We start from the raw sequence: 16192 nt of genomic DNA, 5'->3' as shown, positions 1-16192 counted from the left end.
TTTTTTTACATCTGGTGATTAATTGGCTAACAGGTTCACCAGAATCTGCTCATAAATTTCAGCCAGTGGTTCAAGATCTGCAATATCGACATGCTCATTAATCTGATGGATCGTGGCATTCAGTACACCGAGTTCCAGCACCTGTGCACCGGTAGGCGCAATAAAGCGACCATCTGAGGTGCCGCCTGAAGTTGATAATTCAGTTTCAGTACCAGTCACCGTTAAAATGGCATCTTTAGCGGCATTCACCAGCTCACCTACTGGTGTCAGGAATGGCAGGCCAGATAAAGTCCATGAAATATCATAGTCCACACCATGACGATCCAGAATTTCAAGCATACGTGCTTTTAGTTCTTCAGCAGTCACTTCAGTTGAATAACGCCAGTTGCAGAGCAGGTTCATCGTACCTGGAACAACGTTGGTTGCACCAGTACCGGCATTGATATTTGAAATCTGGAAAGACGTCGCAGGGAAGTATTCATTGCCATTATCCCAGACTGTTTCGCAGAGTTCGGCAATGGCTTTAGATGCTGTATGAATTGGATTCACTGCTAAGTGTGGATAAGCCACATGACCTTGTTTGCCTTTTACAGTCAAGTTGGCATTCAATGAACCACGACGGCCATTTTTGACAATATCACCCAGTTTGTTGGTACTTGATGGTTCACCTACCAGACACCAGGTAATTTTCTCATTACGGGCTTCCAGAGTTTCAATCACTTTTACCGTACCATTGATCGATGGACCTTCTTCATCTGAAGTGATCAGATAGGCAATTGAACCTTTATGATTCGGATATTTTTCGACAAAACGTTCAGTGGCTACAACCATCGCAGCCAAGGCGGTTTTCATGTCGGCACTACCACGGCCATATAGCTTGCCGTCACGAATTTCTGGAGCAAATGGGTCAGAGTTCCAGGCATCCAGGTTGCCGGTTGGCACAACATCGGTATGGCCAGCAAAACAGAAAACCGGGCCTTCAGTACCTTTACGCGCCCAAATATTATCAACATCTTCAAAGCGCATTGATTCAATATTGAAACCCACCTTCTTCAAACGTTCTGCCATGATATTCTGGCAGTCATGATCAATAGGGGTCACAGAAGGCTGACGTAATAATTGCAGGCTTAAATCAAGAGTCGCGGAAGATGTCATATGGTGAATTCATAAGTCGATAAATTTGTCGGCTCTATGATAGGCGAATATGGCCTGTAATGTGAATGTTCCGCATAAAAAAACCCTATCTGAGATAGGGTTTGTGGAGAAGCTAGAAAGAGTTTAGTTTTGACGGATTTCTTCAGAAGTTTTTTCTGCAGTGCCTGTTACAGCTTCGCCTGCTTTAGAAACGTCTTTACCCACACCTTTGACAGTGTTACAGCCAGTTAAAACAAAAGCCATTACCAATGAAGCAGCAAGAATTTTTTTCATCATCATCTCCGTATTATCGATAATAAAATTATTATGATGTGGAACTAAGATTAGAAAATATACGACATAAAAAATATGTGGTTTTCATAGTGCTTCGGTTAATAAATGTAATGTTTTAAAAGGGTTTATGCGCAGGAAAGGGCAGCAGAAGCGGGCTGCGATACATATAAAAATCCTCTTGATCAGCCTTTTTATAAAGTCCATTTGTCCACCAATAGGGACTTGAACTGCTGATCTGAGCATTGGGATAAATCCATTCATGACGTTGCAAACGATAGAAATTAGCCGCTGGGTTGGGAATCTGCTGACCCCATAAGCCTATGCGACGTTGGGTATTGACCCAGTCAGGTAAGGTCTGATCGGCACGATGCACTGGAAGATAAAGCTGGCCTTTTAACATACAGAAGCGCTGATCAATCTGCTGATCCAGAGCCTCATCAAACTGGAACTGTTTCTGGGTAAAATGCTTCATTTTACGGATTAAAGTATCGGTGCGGTTCAGGCCATACCAGTTTGGCAGGCTAAAATCGGCTTCTGCGAGGTAGTATTTCAGCGCCACTTCCCAATGTTCAGTCAGACCAGTCTCTGTATTGAATAACAGAAAATCCAGTTCACCCAGTGTTTTAGCGCCGTCAATTTTCTGAATGCTATGACCTAAAAGCTTATAAGGGTGATAGGCATCATCCAGCAGCCAGAACCAGACCAGCATTTCAAAGCGCAAACCCAGCCGGGTGCTTTTAAGCTGCTGCACGAATTGCTCCAGCTCTTCTGGATGCCGGTCCAGATATTTCAGACGTGGATGATAATTTTGCAGGTGATGTTGCCAAGTCTCAGAATCATGTAAGTCAAAAGCATGGACGACTTCAAGTTCGTCTGGAATTTGAGACAGAAGGTTTGGACTACCGACAGCAAATGCCAGTTGCCGCACCAAAGGATGCTGATAATATTGCCATGCTTCTACAAGATGATGATTTAGACTGGAAAAGGGCATAGCACATCCTGTGAAAAGTGCACAAATACAACGGACAGATTTTAAAAACACTTTATACTACCCCTAATTTTGTGGGTAGGACCGATTTATGAAAATATTGTTTTGGCGAAGCCTGGTCGTACTATTTGTCGTACTGGGTTTTATCGGCGCAATCTTGCCCGGCATGCCAACTACAGTATTTTTAATTCTGGCGGCTTGGGCGGCATCCAAAGGCTGGCCACAGATGGATGCATGGCTGCTAAATCATCCAAAATATGGTCCGACTTTAAGAGCCTGGCGTACCAATGGTACTGTGCCACGCAAGGCCAAATGGCTGGCCAGTATCATGATGTTCATCAGTGGTATTATTATGTTATTTACGACAGCTCCTTTAGCCGTCAAAATCTTCACTGATGTGACCATGCTGATTGTGGCGATCTGGTTATGGCGTCGACCCGAACCAGTTCAGGACATAATCCATCCAGAACACATGGCCACAAAGAAAGTAGAACTAGAAACTATCAAGACAGAGAAAGAGAAGTCATGAGCCATTTGCAGCTGGATCAGGCAGAAATCCTGATTGATCTCGCCCAACAAAAACTATATTTGCCAAAATATAATAAGCAGTACCTGATTTCTACGGGTAAGAATGGCATAGGTGAAGCAGAAAATAGTGGCAAGACGCCTCGTGGATGGCATAAAGTCGCTGAAAAGTTTGGCCAGCAGACACCTTTAAATAGTGTGTTTATTGCCCGTCAAGCGACAGGTGAAATTTATAATGCAGAACTGGCACAGCAATTCCCGCAGCGAGACTGGATTCTCAGCCGGATCTTATGGCTAAGTGGGCTTGAAGAAGGTTTTAACCAGGGCGAGGGTTGTGATACTTACCAACGTTATATCTATATTCATGGTACGCCTGATTCTGAGCCGATGGGTATTGCAATGTCACATGGCTGTATCCGCATGCGGAATACGGATGTGGCCGAGCTGTTTGAACTGGTGAATGAAGATGCACTGGTCTATATTTCAGAGCAGCCGCTGAATCTGACTGTTTAAATGACTTAAATGACATAAGAAAATTTGTGGATGATTTAAAATTAATTGAAATATCTTCTATTTAAATAAGGGAAAGTAGATGAGGTCATCGATCATCTATGTACTCTACTTTTATAGACAAATAGACTTAGAAACAGGAGTTATAGCCCGCCAATAAAAGTCATCGATTTGTTTTTAGAGGGCTGCAAGCTTTTAAAATAAAGATTACAGGATCACAACGTTGCGGTGAGCTGGGCTTTGTATAATCTTTCAGCAATACTGAAGTCTGTTGCATGTTCTGGTCTCAATTTTCATGAGTAAAACCGTAAAAATTCGGCTTTTAGTTTCAGAGAGTGTCCTTAGAAAATCGGTATAGACTTAAAAAATAAACAAAAAGTGTTGTTTTTTTTAACAATCAACCTATTTTTTAATCACTCACACCGAAAAAGCAGAAAACAGTCAGAAAAGCGTTTGACAGTCTGTGAAGATTCTCTATAATGCACCTCATCAAGCGATGAAGTCGATTTGAAAGGGCGCTTAGCTCAGTTGGTAGAGCGTCTGCCTTACAAGCAGAATGTCGGCGGTTCGATCCCGTCAGCGCCCACCAAGCTTCTTTCAAAGTTGAGACACTTATAGTGCAGCGGTAGTTCAGTTGGTTAGAATACCGGCCTGTCACGCCGGGGGTCGCGGGTTCGAGTCCCGTCCGCTGCGCCACTTTAAGTTCTTGATAAATCGTTTGCCACAATAGCGACATTGTGTAAGTGCAGCGGTAGTTCAGTTGGTTAGAATACCGGCCTGTCACGCCGGGGGTCGCGGGTTCGAGTCCCGTCCGCTGCGCCATTTACATGATAGACCTTTTGAGGGCGCTTAGCTCAGTTGGTAGAGCGTCTGCCTTACAAGCAGAATGTCGGCGGTTCGATCCCGTCAGCGCCCACCAGATTTTTTGTGATGCAGCGGTAGTTCAGTTGGTTAGAATACCGGCCTGTCACGCCGGGGGTCGCGGGTTCGAGTCCCGTCCGCTGCGCCATCCTAAGAATCAAACAGTTTGACCCTTTAAGGGCGCTTAGCTCAGTTGGTAGAGCGTCTGCCTTACAAGCAGAATGTCGGCGGTTCGATCCCGTCAGCGCCCACCATATCTTCTAAAGATATACGCGATGCAGCGGTAGTTCAGTTGGTTAGAATACCGGCCTGTCACGCCGGGGGTCGCGGGTTCGAGTCCCGTCCGCTGCGCCATTTTTCATTCCCTGATGTGGAAAATGTGTTTCAAAATTCAAGACTACACGCTTCGCTTGTCTTGCATCATAAAAAATAACGATGTTATTTTTTACTCTTCAGGGCGCTTAGCTCAGTTGGTAGAGCGTCTGCCTTACAAGCAGAATGTCGGCGGTTCGATCCCGTCAGCGCCCACCATATCTTTCTTGCCTAAATCCTCAATATTTCATAGAATTCGAAGTCTATAATAATTTGAAGATTTCAGACTATGAGAAATCCATATCAGCGCAAGGCAGCGATTAAATCGCAAAATACCGCCTACGATCCTCTACAAGTTTATAAAAATTTTATTGAAGCTATTGTTACCCAAGGTGGCATTTTTGCACTTTATCAAGAAGGTTGGGCTTTATGTGCAACGCCTACAGGACAGCGTGCTTTTGCAACTTGGCAAAGCAAAGGTCTGGCCAGACTACTCATTAAAGATAACTGGGCCAATTACCAGATTCAGGAAATTACCCTCAAAGATTTTGTTGAAAAGGTCATTCCTTTCTTACGTCAGGAAAGCACTATCGTGTCATTGGATCTAACACCGGAAGGGCAGAATATTCTGGTCGCGCCTGAAAAACTTTTGCTGGATCTCAAAAATTACCTGTATCAGGTCTATGTACAGAAACCTGAACTATTCAAAAATCCAGCGATTCCTTCGCCAAGGCATATCCGTTTAAATTAATTTAGTGTTTAAGTCACTTATTTAAATAGTGAATATTCATTGAGCAGCCAACCACTCAAAAATGCAAAATATTCTCTTAACCAGGAGTTATAGCGTAGATAAAGTGGAGTGCTGGCACTTAAACTAATCACTTGCGGATAGCCTTGGTGTCTGGCAATGGCACGTGCACGGGGACTATGAAAATCGCTGGTTGCAATCGCAATCGGATCATTTTGACTTATATTTTGTTGTTCCAATATTACTTGAGAATACATCAGGTTTTGAGCAGTACTTCTGCTTCGATCTTCAAGTTGAATGGGGTTGATGAGTTCTGGATAGGTAGTGTTAATATAGTGCTGCATGACTTCAGCCTCACTTTGCCTTTCCCGATAATTACGCCCACCTGTCATAATCACTAAAGTATCTGGATAGTGTGCTGCATATTTTGCCGCGGTATCTAGACGGCTTTTTAAGATGGGTGAAGGCTGTCCATTTGAAATTCCACTGCCTAAAACCAGAATAGCGGCAGGAGGCTGTGTAGATTCATTTGTACGAATAGACATCTGGATATAAGCAAAGAAGATTACGACACTGATCATCCAGAGTAGAAATCCGGCCCAGAGGCTATTCCAGAACCAGGTTCTAAATCTGGAGTTCTGTTTCCAGCGTTGAATACTTGAAAAGAGCAGAGTATACAGGATCAGTGCTACACTAATGAAAATTGGCAAAAGAACACCGAAATGTCTTTGTCCCTGACTTATTAACCAGAGGCTGTTTATGCCAAGGATCAAACCAAAGATCAGGCTGAGACTTCGTTTAAGTGGGTTGGATATTTGGATACTCATATTTTTATTAATCTTTTTATCTTTTCTTCTATCTTATTAATAAAAAACCGGGCATGAAGCCCGGTCTTTTATAGATCAGCTGATCTTAATATACATCACGACGATAACGACCATCCAGACGTAATTGATCTACTGTGCTTTCACCGAGAATTTCAATCAGAGCCTGATCGACATCGCTGGCCATGCCATTAATGCTACCACACACATAAATCACGGCGCCTTGAGCGACCCAGAGTTTCAATTCTTCAGCTTGCTCACGCAATTTATGATGCACATAAACTTTTTCCTGCTGGTCACGAGAGAAAGCAAGGTCCAGTCGTTTTAATGTACCCATTTGCAGCCAGGCCTGAATGGTTTCTTCAAAGAAGAAATCATGGGCACGCTGACGTTCACCAAAGATGAGCCAGTTCTGAGTATAGTCCTGACGGTTACGCGCACTCAGCAAGCTCATCAAACCTGCGATCCCCGTACCATTACCAATACAGATAATCGGACGGTTATCTGCAATCAGATGGAAAGATTCATTCTTGCGAATACGCAGGGCAATCGGTGAATTTAGGGCAGTATGCTGTGTTAACCAGCCTGAGCCCAGACCTAACTGGCCTTGTGCATCAGATTGCTGACGCACGACCAGACGTAGCACTTGCTGACTTGGAATACTGGCGATTGAATATTCACGTGTAGCAAGAGTTGGTAATTGCTGTAACAGCTCATCTACTGAATCAAAAGGATCAACCTGAGTCAAATCACGATTCCAAAGTGCCTGTTCGATACTTTGCTTCAGAGAAGGCACTTGTGTACCCGCGGCAATACGGTATTTCTCCATAAATGCACGGATACGTTCAGGGCTGTTTCCTGGCTGGATTTCGGCAATATCACCTGCCTGCCAGACGGCTTCATGCTGTGGAACCAGTTCAATATTGAACGCAGGCGCACCAAGACTGTCTGGATTCAGCAATTCACGTTTGCTCAAAGTCCATTGATCGAAGGTCTTATCGATGCCCATGTCCTGCAATTCAAACTGGGTCACATGGGCAAGGGCATTGGTCCATTGCTGGATATGCTCATTATTGGCATTATCCACTTCAATGGTCTTGAAGAGCTGCTTGGCACCATTCTGCTGTAACCACTGGTCAATACGATGACCGAAGCTGCAATAGGTATCAGGATATTCCTGGGAGCCTAGAGCCAAAACTGCATAATTGAGATGATTAAGATCCGCTTTGGCAGACAAAATTTTCTTTTCAAAAGAGGAGGCCAGGTCAGGCGCTTCACCTGTGCCATAAGTACTGGCTACAAATAAAACCTGTTCTGCCTGTTGCAGATCTGCAAGGCTTAACTGTTGTACTGCTTTAACGCTGACAGGTTGACGTGCTTCCTGTAAGGCAGTGGCCGTGCGCCATGCCAGTTGTTCAGAGACACCTGTTTGTGAGGCATACGTAATCAGCCAAGGCTTGGCATTTGGATCCAGAGGCAGGGCAGTTGCCCCTTGGCGTGCAGCCAGAGTAAGTTTTTTCTGCTTACGACGTTTCAGATAGAGCATCCAGCCGGTCACGAAGAACAATGGCATTAATAATGCAGCAATCATGACCAGGAACTGGTAAATAGGACCAAAAAAGCTGCCACGGTGCACAGGTAACATACTGCTCATGATTTTTTCATTGAGCTTTTTATCTTCATAGAGCTGGACTTCGGTAAATTCAGCACTGCGATAATTATAAGTCGCATTGTTGCGGGCACGTTCATGCTGTGCCACAGGGTCAACAAAACTCAACTGCATTTCACCATCCGGTTTTTTCGGCAGGTTAAATGTCACAGTCGAATATTTGCCTGTAAATTGTGTACTGAAGCCAGCCCAGCTTTGATCCAGTGCACGTGAAATACTTTCTGGACTCATGCCAGCTTCTTCACGGCCTTCACCACGTTGTCCCAGTTCACCACGAGGACCACGTTCACCACCTTCGCCGCGACCGCCATTGGCCTGCATTTCTGGTTGTGGACGTTCTACGCCCAGAACTTTATACATACCATCACGCCACCAGCCATAAGACCAGGTAAGACCGGTACAAGCCAGAATCAGGTAGAAAATTACCACCCAGGTACCCACCACTGCATGCAGATCCCAGATAAAGTTACGGCCTTTCAGTTGCGGCTTCACTGCCAGCCATTGCTTAATTGAATGACGTTTTGGCCAGCGTAAATACAGGCCAGACAGGACGAAAAAGATCAGCATCAGGGTACAGGCACCGGTAATCTGTTTACCAACGGGACCTACTGTTAAATTACGATGTAACTGCTGTACAAACTGGAAGAATTCACGGCCTTTAATTTCAGGCAATACTTCAGCCGTGTAGGGGTTGACCATCATGTTATAACCACGACGTGCTCCCTCTTTCGCAATATTGACCGTACTGGAGGCACTTGGATCCTGTGCCACGGTAATACTGTTAATTTTCATTTCAGGGTTTTGGGTCTGGAAATGCTGATACAGCTGGGCAGGGCTAAGCTTGTCTCGCTCTTGAACCTGTACAGTATAACTGTCGCTATTCATCCATTTTAAGATTTGCGGCTCATAAGAATAAATAGCACCCGTGACTCCCATAATTGAGAGAATCAAACCTGCAGTAATCCCCAGAAACCAGTGGATTTGGAAAAATGTCTTTTTAAACATGATGGTCAGATTTATGGTGGTATGTGTAAAAGTAGGCAAATTATAACTGAAGAATCAGAACAAATTATAGATTATGATGATAATATTTATTCTCATTATCATTTGTGTCGATGAGTTGGATAAAAGATAGTCATAAAAAAACCTCCATGTCGAAACAGGAGGTCTTTCAAAACCGGGATATATCTTAGATTTCTTTTGGTGCGCCCACTTCTTCTTGCAGATGCTTGCGAATGGTCGCGAAAGAGAAGTTTTTACTGTCTAAACGTTTAGGCAGGATATAAGCACCTTGCTGACCTTTGACTTTAAAATTGATCAGCATGAATTCCGGCGTGTTATACCATTCATAAATGTCTTTCCAGCCAATAGCACCCACGCCTTCCTGCATGCCCATTTTCTGGCGCATCACGATACCATGTGGCTGTACGCCCAGACGGATACCTTTAATTTCCTGTACCGGAAATTCATTCATCTTGCGTTTAACATACCATTCCAGACCGAAAGTACGGATCAGGTAATACAATACTACACAGACAATCGCTACCCAGCAGATGACTGTTGAGTAGTTCTTGATCAGGATAATTCCCAGAATAGACAAGGCAACAATAGCACCCATGATCAGCCAGGCTTTCATGCCAATTTTATTGGTACTACGCCAGATCATCAGCTGAGCATGACGCTGCTCAGCTTCTGAAATTTCATAGTTCACAGGCTGTAGGGTATAAGCGTATAAATTTTTCGCGGTCATAATGAAATTAACAGATTTAAAACTGTAAAAAGTTTAGCATTAATTATGCTGATTCAGTGAGTATATTGTTCCAAAATCAGCCAAATTATAATGAGGCCAATTCAGTGGCCTGTTCGTCACGTTCGTGACTTAAACTTTGCTTTAACTGACTCAATTGCTTCAAGATACTAAACATTAAAGACAACTGTTGCAAAATGATCAATGGTTTCTGGTCTTCTTCCTGCTGTTGTGACAGACGCTGACGGATATTCTGGATCATATTCTGGGTACTTAGGTCAGGGACTTCATCATAAAGCAGGGCACCACGAATATTTTCTAGGGCTTGGTCTAGCAAGTCCAGCACATCCTGATCCTGAATTTTTTCACGATGCGCACCCAGCGCGGCAATATAACTGATAAAAGTATGATTCAGGCACAGGAACTCAAAAGCCTGTGATTTTTGCACCGGATCAAAATCAGGTTCAGTGGCCAAAGTCGAAATCAGGGAAGCAACTTCAGCATCCGTATTATGAGCTGCACGACGTACCACGCGGTAGGTCAGACCATTATTTCGTCCAGACTTATACTGTTCAATCACTTCACTCAAGTAGTCACATTCTGCCTGCAGACTACGGCTAATGCTGCGTGGCAAGCGACGGAATTTCCAGTCTGGAAAGATAAAGCTCACACCAAACCAGGCAATCGCACAGCCAATCAGGGTATCAATCATACGTGGAATAGCTGCGGCAAAGCCCATACCGTCCAGGTTAAAGTTGATCAGGGCCAGAATGGTAATAAAGGCAGTGGCCTGTGCATACTGTTTACTGCGTAATTCAAAGAACAGAATCCCACTCAAAATCAGCAGCAATAATTGTCCTTCAACAGAAGGAATAAAGTACAGAATGGCATATCCCAAAAGAATACCTGCCAGAGTCCCGACAATACGTAAACGTAAGCGGCGCTTGGTAGCATTAAAGTTAGGCTGGCTGACGAATAGTGCTGTAAGCAGGATCCAGTAACCATACTGAATATCGGTCAGCTGGACAAAGATATAGCTGATCAGCAGCACAATCGACAGACGAATGGCATGACGGAACAACACCGATTCAGGTGTCAGATGCTGCTTGACCCGAATCTTGATATCTTCCCAGCCTTTCAGGTCGTCATCTTTGAGCTGGTTTTCAATATGTTTAGCACGATCAAATTTGATATTACGTTCAGTTTCCAGGTTGCGTAACTGCGCATCAATGGATTTCAGGTTCTGGAATAAGGCAAATAGGGCATTGATCCAGACCTGATCATACTGCTGTTCTGTACGCAATTTTTCCAGGGACAATCTCAGGTTTTCAAAGGCATGTTTGAAGCGTTTATTATGTTTATAGGTTTTGCGCTGCTGAATGCTTTCACTCAGGTCTTTACAGGCTTTGCCCTGAATCGACAGGATGCGCTGAAAACGGAACAAAACGTCGCTGTGTTCAAAAATCTTGGCCAGTTTCTGATAATCAATATGCGCAGAATCGGCACGCTCGTGAATATCTTGTGCCACAAAATAATATTGCAGGCTACGACGAGTATCTTTCTGACCCCGGTCACCTTTCAGGCGGGTCAAAAGGACAGTCTTCATTTCATTAAAAATTGAAATCAGTTTGCCATTTTCCAGTGACAGCTCGATCATACTTTGCTGATAACTTTTTGCAGTCATATCGACATCGAACAGATTCGACTTGGCATAGAGGAAATCACCCAATGAGGCATAGCATTTGGCCAGATTATCCTGTGCACGTCGCGCAGGAAACAGTAGAAAGCTGAGGGTCGACAAAAAGCCATACCAGACCGCACCAATCAGCAGCAAGCTTGCCTGCTGATACCATCCATCAAAAAGTTCAACCCCCAGCATGGAATAGACAGAAATCACCAGACAGCCATAGGAAATCGTGGCATAACGTCGACCAAGCGAGCCAAGCAGAATCAGGACAATACAAGAAACAATGAGGGCAGAAGCAAACAGCAGCGGATAAGGAAATAACAGATAGACTGCCACTGCGGTAATGAAGAAGCCTAAATAGGTATAGAACAGATTCAGGATACGTACGGAAAAGCGGTCATCAATATCGCTTAAACCTGCGGCCACCACCCCAAGGGTGAGTGGAATAGTCATTAACTGCTGTCCCATGAAATAGGGAACGAAGGCAGTTCCTGCAAAAGCGATCAGCATACGCAGGTTATACATCAGGGTCGTATTATAGGTCGCGTGCTTAAGACGATTGAGCCAAGATTTCAACGGTGATCCTTTCTCTTGCAGTCTCTGCTGCAAAGCTGAATATACATATGAGAAAAAGTATATTTATAACTTTTAATTTCCATGTAAATCATACTATGCGCTATGTTAATTTGTCTGCCTACTACGCATTAAAATCTTTAATTACATGAACTCCAATACGACAGCACCACGGCCTTATGCCATGTCCTGGATTATTTTGCTGGCTTCACTGACTGCACTTGGTCCTTTATCTATTGATATGTATCTCTCTGCCTTGCCAGAAATGGCAGCGGATTTTGGTGTCAGCACCCAGATGATCTCCAATAGCCTGCCAGCTTATTTCCTTGGACTAGCGGTTGGGCAGTTGCTATATGGCCCGATCAGTGACCGGATTGGACGTAAGCCACCGCTTTATTTTGGATTGTGCCTATATATTCTGGCCAGCCTGTTATGTATGTTTGCACAGAATGAATGGAGCCTGATTGCAGCACGGGTATTACAAGCCTTAGGAGGATGTGTAGGAGTCGTGGTTGCCCGAGCAACCATTCGTGATCGGCTGGATATGCAGGCGGCTGCACAGGCCTTTGCCAGCATGATGATTGTAACGACCATTGCACCGATTATTGCGCCAAGTCTCGGCGCATGGGTACTGATGTTCTTTGAGTGGAATATTATTTTCTTGGTGCTGATGGGCTGTGGCTTGTTTAGTCTGGTCTGTGTGCATTTTTTCTTTCAGGAAACCTTGCCCTCGGAACGCCGTCTTAAACTGAATTTGCAACAGGTATTGAGTTTATACCGAACCATTTTTCAGGATGAAAGTTTCAGACGACCGATGCTGGTGGGCTGTTTTTCTGGGGCGGTGATGTTCTGCTATATCAGCGCTTCTTCAGCCATTCTGATGGATCATTATCATCTGACCGAGCAGCAGTTTGCTTATGCTTTCGGGGGGAATGCCGTTGGAATCATGCTGTTCTCGACCCTGAATAAGCATCTGGCTCAATATCTTTCAGTATTAAGTCGCTTAAAACTAGGTGCTTCTTTACAGGGAATCGGTGTCCTGGCTTTACTGGTTTTAGGCTATCTGAATATTGAATCTGTTGTCCTAGTTATGGCGGCCTTATTTGTCGTTGTGGCCTCGATTGGTTTTGTGGGACCGAATGCGATGGCGCTGGCCATGGCAGAGCAGGGCGCGCGTGCGGGAACCGCCAGTGCGATCATGGGCAGTATGCAATTTGCCTGCGGTTTGTTGGGTGGGGTTTTGCTGAACTTTATGCTGTGGGATGCTTTATTCAATATGGCCTTGGTAATGGCGATCTTTGTAGTTATAGCCTTTAGATCTGTATTGAAATTAGAACTGCCTAGAGTTAAACAGAAATAAGGAGCTGCAAGAACTCTATATCTCTGTCAGACAATCCAAGCAGCTCAAAGTTGATGCTTGGATCATGGCTTATCAAATCTTATTCATCTACAAAAACGGCAAATTCCTCTACCGGGACACGTGGGGTGATAAAGGTATTTACGATATGGTCTGGATCTGCATAGCCTAGTGACATGCCACAGACCAGCTCTTCATCTTCACCTGCTCCCAGTACATCTAGCACAATGCTATGAAAATGATTCCAGGCAGCCTGCGGACAGGTATCCAGACCACGTGCCTTGGCAGCCAGCATCACGTTTTGAATCATCATGGAAATATCCATTTTTGAACCTACGCCCAAATCTTTATGTAAGGTGAAGAATAGCCCCACTGGTGCATCAAACAGTTCAAAATTACGCAGGTTCTGGCGCGCCATTTTTTCTTTTTCGCCTTTCTGGATATTCAGCAAACCATATAAGCCCCAGCCATTTTCACGGCGTCGGTCGATATAAGGAGAGAACCATTGTTCGGGATAATAGGCAAAGGTTTCTTTATATTGCTCGGCCAGTGCCGGATTCTGGTAAAGCTCCATTTGCGCCTGACAGACACGCTGCACCAGCTCATCACGCTTTTTCCCTGTCAGCACATATACTTTCCATGGCTGGGTATTGGTTCCTGAAGGGGCGCGACTGGCCACAGTCAAAATGTCTTTGAGCATGTCGGTACTGACCGGCGTATCCAGAAAAGCACGAACTGAATGACGGGAAGTAATGGTTTGATCTACAGCACGAACGAGGTTTTGATCCATTCTAATTTCCAATCTCATATCCTTAATGATGGTGAACTGACTATAAACCAAACAAACTCTGTCGGGCAGGGGTAATTTTAGTTTCACAGTGAATTATGATGATTAATAAAAATCACATGAATGAGAATGCACTTAAGAGATATAGAAGTTATATAAATAGCCTAAGAAATTTATTGAATGCTTAAACAAAACTCCTTCTAAACATGCAACCGATATTTTAGATGCTGATATCTTGAGCAATTAACATCGATGGCTGGAACTAAAAGGAAAGTTAAGAACAAAATAGAATGATTAAAATTCAATCTTAAAAATAAAATTAAATATCCGTTTTTACGTTCAATTAATATTTTATTTCGATTAAAATTTGGGGGTAGTAAACTATAAAAAATAAGAAGTTATAATTATTTTTTATATATTCACTAACTATAGTTAATAAAAAACAATAAAACTTTATACAAAGAAACAGCATAATGTGCGACTTTTCAGTTGAATACATGCATTTTGAAGAAATAATGAAGATTGCATGGTCAAGCTCTATTTGAAATATCTTATTGCAAATGACTTGATGAACTCAGTTAGGTTAAAAGCACTCATGCAGCAATTCATGCTGGTTGAGAAGTAAAAAATATAGGCTGGATGTTATCGCTATGAGTTGCACGCTTAGATGAATTTATGCATCTGGCGTAGCTTATGCAATCAGCAAAAGGCTGTTTTTCGCTTTTATAAATCTCTCACTGAATATGATCATCACGATGATATTCATAAGTTTGAAACAGATGCGGAATGCTTTGTTGATTCTAAAGGCGATGGATGAATGAAGTAGATGACAATTACATGGGGTAATGTAAGGTTTTCTTCTGTGGAAATGAATCGCAACACGACTTTTAGAATGACAAAAATTCAGAACCATCTTGGACAAAAAAATTATGGATTTTACTTTTAACGCATTTTATACCCTGATCGCTGCAGTAATTGTGCTATTACTGGGCCGGTTTCTGGTAGATAAAATCGATTTTCTAAAACGTTACAACATTCCTGAACCTGTCGCAGGTGGTCTGGTTGCAGCGGTTATCTCTCTGCTGGTTCATTCGTTCTGGGGCTACAGCATTACCACGAGCGCGGAACTGCAAACCAGTTTTATGCTGATTTTCTTTGCTTCGATCGGTCTGAGTGCGAACTTCGCTAAATTACGCGAAGGCGGGATCGGACTGGTGATCTTCCTGGTTGCCATCTCAACATTTATTGCCCTACAAAATGCAGTGGGTATGGGGCTGGCAAGCTTGTTAGGTATTGATCCTCTGATCGGTCTGATTGCCGGTTCGATTACCTTGACTGGTGGACACGGTACTGCTGGCGCCTGGGGTGAAATTATGGAGGTTGAGCATGGTATTCAGGGGGCTTTGGCGCTCGGGATGGCAAGTGCAACCTTTGGTCTGATCATTGGTGGTGTTATCGGTGGACCTTTGGCGAAACTGTTGATTAACCGTCATAATCTTGCTGTGGCACGTACCGATCAGCAGATCGAAAAGCGTGACAATACACCAATGGACAGCACGACAGATGAATATGTTCAATTTGAATATCCACATCGTGTCCGTCTGATCACTGCAGATAATGCCATTACCACACTTGGTCTGTTTGCAGGCTGTCTGGCATTTGCAGAACTGATGACTGGCTTTAGTAAAGATACAGTATTTGAACTGCCAACCTTTGTATGGGCACTGGCTGGCGGCGTGATTTTGCGTAACGTGCTGGAAGGTATCCTGAAAATCCAGATCTTCGACCGTGCGATTGATGTGTTTGGTAATGCTTCATTGTCGCTTTATCTGGCCATGGCGCTGCTGTCATTAAAATTATGGCAACTGGCGGATCTGGCAGGACCATTGATGGTGATTCTCGGTGCACAGACCTTGACTATGGCTTTATATGCAGCATTTGTCACTTTCCGGGTGATGGGCAAAAACTACGATGCCGCAGTACTTGCTGCAGGTCACTGTGGTTTTGGGATGGGTGCAACCCCAACGGCTGTTGCCAATATGCAGGCGATTACCAATATGTATGGCGCTTCGCATAAAGCCTTTCTGATCGTTCCATTATGTGGTGCTTTCTTCGTTGACTTGATTAATGCCACGATCATCCAGATGATCTTGAAATTTTTCGTCTAATTTTAAGC

General features: G+C 43.8%; 13 protein-coding genes and 8 tRNA genes. 13 read left to right on the top strand and 8 right to left on the bottom strand.

Features of this window, described 5'->3' with window-relative positions:
• Positions 1 to 18: 18 nt before the first annotated feature.
• The 3 genes from dapE to FTU03_RS07505 all read right to left on the bottom strand — a co-directional run bounded on the left by dapE (position 19) and on the right by FTU03_RS07505 (position 2419).
• Positions 19 to 1155: a succinyl-diaminopimelate desuccinylase gene (gene dapE / locus FTU03_RS07515; RefSeq protein ID WP_004784977.1), complete on the bottom strand. Its 1137-nt coding sequence runs from the start codon at positions 1153 to 1155 to the stop codon at positions 19 to 21.
• 123 nt (positions 1156 to 1278) lie between these two features.
• Positions 1279 to 1428: an entericidin A/B family lipoprotein gene (locus FTU03_RS07510; RefSeq protein WP_004784975.1), complete on the bottom strand. Its 150-nt coding sequence runs from the start codon at positions 1426 to 1428 to the stop codon at positions 1279 to 1281.
• Positions 1429 to 1543: 115 nt separating this feature from the next.
• Positions 1544 to 2419: a DUF1853 family protein gene (locus FTU03_RS07505; protein WP_159123375.1), complete on the bottom strand. Its 876-nt coding sequence runs from the start codon at positions 2417 to 2419 to the stop codon at positions 1544 to 1546.
• Positions 2420 to 2507: 88 nt separating this feature from the next.
• On the opposite strand from FTU03_RS07505, the gene FTU03_RS07500 reads away from it, so the two are divergent.
• The 11 genes from FTU03_RS07500 (at position 2508) to FTU03_RS07450 (ending at position 5375) form a co-directional block, all read left to right on the top strand.
• The gene (locus FTU03_RS07500) at positions 2508 to 2945 is read left to right on the top strand and encodes a YbaN family protein (RefSeq protein ID WP_159123376.1); all 438 of its coding nucleotides are present in this window, start codon (positions 2508 to 2510) and stop codon (positions 2943 to 2945) included.
• A complete protein-coding gene (gene elsL, locus FTU03_RS07495; RefSeq protein ID WP_159123377.1) occupies positions 2942 to 3454 on the top strand; it encodes a cell wall-recycling L,D-carboxypeptidase ElsL in 513 nt (170 codons plus the stop codon). The genes FTU03_RS07500 and elsL overlap by 4 nt, the downstream gene beginning before the upstream one ends.
• Before the next feature lie 510 nt (positions 3455 to 3964).
• Positions 3965 to 4040: transfer RNA gene (locus tag FTU03_RS07490), tRNA-Val, on the top strand.
• 30 nt (positions 4041 to 4070) lie between these two features.
• Positions 4071 to 4147 (top strand) — tRNA-Asp (locus tag FTU03_RS07485).
• A gap of 49 nt (positions 4148 to 4196) precedes the next feature.
• Positions 4197 to 4273 (top strand) — tRNA-Asp (locus FTU03_RS07480).
• A 21-nt stretch (positions 4274 to 4294) separates the two neighbouring features.
• Positions 4295 to 4370: transfer RNA gene (locus FTU03_RS07475), tRNA-Val, on the top strand.
• A gap of 13 nt (positions 4371 to 4383) precedes the next feature.
• Positions 4384 to 4460: transfer RNA gene (locus FTU03_RS07470), tRNA-Asp, on the top strand.
• Positions 4461 to 4490: 30 nt separating this feature from the next.
• Positions 4491 to 4566, top strand: a tRNA-Val gene (locus FTU03_RS07465).
• Positions 4567 to 4589: 23 nt separating this feature from the next.
• A tRNA-Asp gene (locus FTU03_RS07460) sits at positions 4590 to 4666 on the top strand.
• A 101-nt stretch (positions 4667 to 4767) separates the two neighbouring features.
• Positions 4768 to 4843 (top strand) — tRNA-Val (locus FTU03_RS07455).
• 70 nt (positions 4844 to 4913) lie between these two features.
• Complete coding sequence (locus tag FTU03_RS07450; protein WP_005236987.1) at positions 4914 to 5375, top strand: DUF2750 domain-containing protein; 462 nt, start codon at positions 4914 to 4916, stop codon at positions 5373 to 5375.
• Positions 5376 to 5392: 17 nt separating this feature from the next.
• On the opposite strand, the gene FTU03_RS07445 is transcribed toward FTU03_RS07450, so the two are convergent.
• The 4 genes from FTU03_RS07445 to yccS form a co-directional block, all read right to left on the bottom strand.
• The gene (locus FTU03_RS07445) at positions 5393 to 6187 is read right to left on the bottom strand and encodes a YdcF family protein (RefSeq protein WP_179992653.1); all 795 of its coding nucleotides are present in this window, start codon (positions 6185 to 6187) and stop codon (positions 5393 to 5395) included.
• A gap of 97 nt (positions 6188 to 6284) precedes the next feature.
• Positions 6285 to 8870, bottom strand: coding sequence for a sulfite reductase flavoprotein subunit alpha (locus FTU03_RS07440; protein WP_179992635.1), 2586 nt, complete (start codon positions 8868 to 8870; stop codon positions 6285 to 6287).
• A 184-nt stretch (positions 8871 to 9054) separates the two neighbouring features.
• A complete protein-coding gene (locus tag FTU03_RS07435; RefSeq protein WP_004784963.1) occupies positions 9055 to 9615 on the bottom strand; it encodes a YcxB family protein in 561 nt (186 codons plus the stop codon).
• Positions 9616 to 9700: 85 nt separating this feature from the next.
• The gene (yccS, locus tag FTU03_RS07430) at positions 9701 to 11875 is read right to left on the bottom strand and encodes a YccS family putative transporter (protein WP_159123379.1); all 2175 of its coding nucleotides are present in this window, start codon (positions 11873 to 11875) and stop codon (positions 9701 to 9703) included.
• A 145-nt stretch (positions 11876 to 12020) separates the two neighbouring features.
• Here yccS and FTU03_RS07425 point away from each other — a divergent pair, with 145 nt between their 5' ends.
• The gene (locus FTU03_RS07425) at positions 12021 to 13232 is read left to right on the top strand and encodes a multidrug effflux MFS transporter (RefSeq protein ID WP_179992634.1); all 1212 of its coding nucleotides are present in this window, start codon (positions 12021 to 12023) and stop codon (positions 13230 to 13232) included.
• Between the two features lie 79 nt (positions 13233 to 13311).
• On the opposite strand, the gene FTU03_RS07420 is transcribed toward FTU03_RS07425, so the two are convergent.
• A complete protein-coding gene (locus FTU03_RS07420) occupies positions 13312 to 14019 on the bottom strand; it encodes a nitroreductase (RefSeq protein ID WP_179992633.1) in 708 nt (235 codons plus the stop codon).
• Positions 14020 to 14945: 926 nt separating this feature from the next.
• Here FTU03_RS07420 and gltS point away from each other — a divergent pair.
• Positions 14946 to 16184 (top strand): sodium/glutamate symporter, encoded by a 1239-nt coding sequence (gene gltS, locus FTU03_RS07415; protein WP_166137667.1) that lies wholly within the window; start codon positions 14946 to 14948, stop codon positions 16182 to 16184.
• The last annotated feature ends 8 nt before the right edge of the window (positions 16185 to 16192 follow it).

The sequence above is a fragment of the Acinetobacter sp. YH12046 genome, assembly GCF_013419905.1.
Classification (GTDB): domain Bacteria; phylum Pseudomonadota; class Gammaproteobacteria; order Pseudomonadales; family Moraxellaceae; genus Acinetobacter.
Note: the sequence above shows the minus strand (reverse complement) of the source record. Positions and strands in the feature narration are given on the sequence as shown.

Coding starts and splice junctions, on each gene's coding strand:
- FTU03_RS07510 (WP_004784975.1), bottom strand. CDS start 1,428: ATGAAAAAAATTCTTGCTGCTTCATTGGTAATGGCTTTTGTTTTAACT.
- elsL (WP_159123377.1), top strand. CDS start 2,942: ATGAGCCATTTGCAGCTGGATCAGGCAGAAATCCTGATTGATCTCGCC.
- FTU03_RS07435 (WP_004784963.1), bottom strand. CDS start 9,615: ATGACCGCGAAAAATTTATACGCTTATACCCTACAGCCTGTGAACTAT.
- FTU03_RS07505 (WP_159123375.1), bottom strand. CDS start 2,419: ATGCCCTTTTCCAGTCTAAATCATCATCTTGTAGAAGCATGGCAATAT.
- FTU03_RS07450 (WP_005236987.1), top strand. CDS start 4,914: ATGAGAAATCCATATCAGCGCAAGGCAGCGATTAAATCGCAAAATACC.
- gltS (WP_166137667.1), top strand. CDS start 14,946: ATGGATTTTACTTTTAACGCATTTTATACCCTGATCGCTGCAGTAATT.
- dapE (WP_004784977.1), bottom strand. CDS start 1,155: ATGACATCTTCCGCGACTCTTGATTTAAGCCTGCAATTATTACGTCAG.
- FTU03_RS07420 (WP_179992633.1), bottom strand. CDS start 14,019: ATGGATCAAAACCTCGTTCGTGCTGTAGATCAAACCATTACTTCCCGT.
- FTU03_RS07425 (WP_179992634.1), top strand. CDS start 12,021: ATGAACTCCAATACGACAGCACCACGGCCTTATGCCATGTCCTGGATT.
- FTU03_RS07440 (WP_179992635.1), bottom strand. CDS start 8,870: ATGTTTAAAAAGACATTTTTCCAAATCCACTGGTTTCTGGGGATTACT.
- FTU03_RS07500 (WP_159123376.1), top strand. CDS start 2,508: ATGAAAATATTGTTTTGGCGAAGCCTGGTCGTACTATTTGTCGTACTG.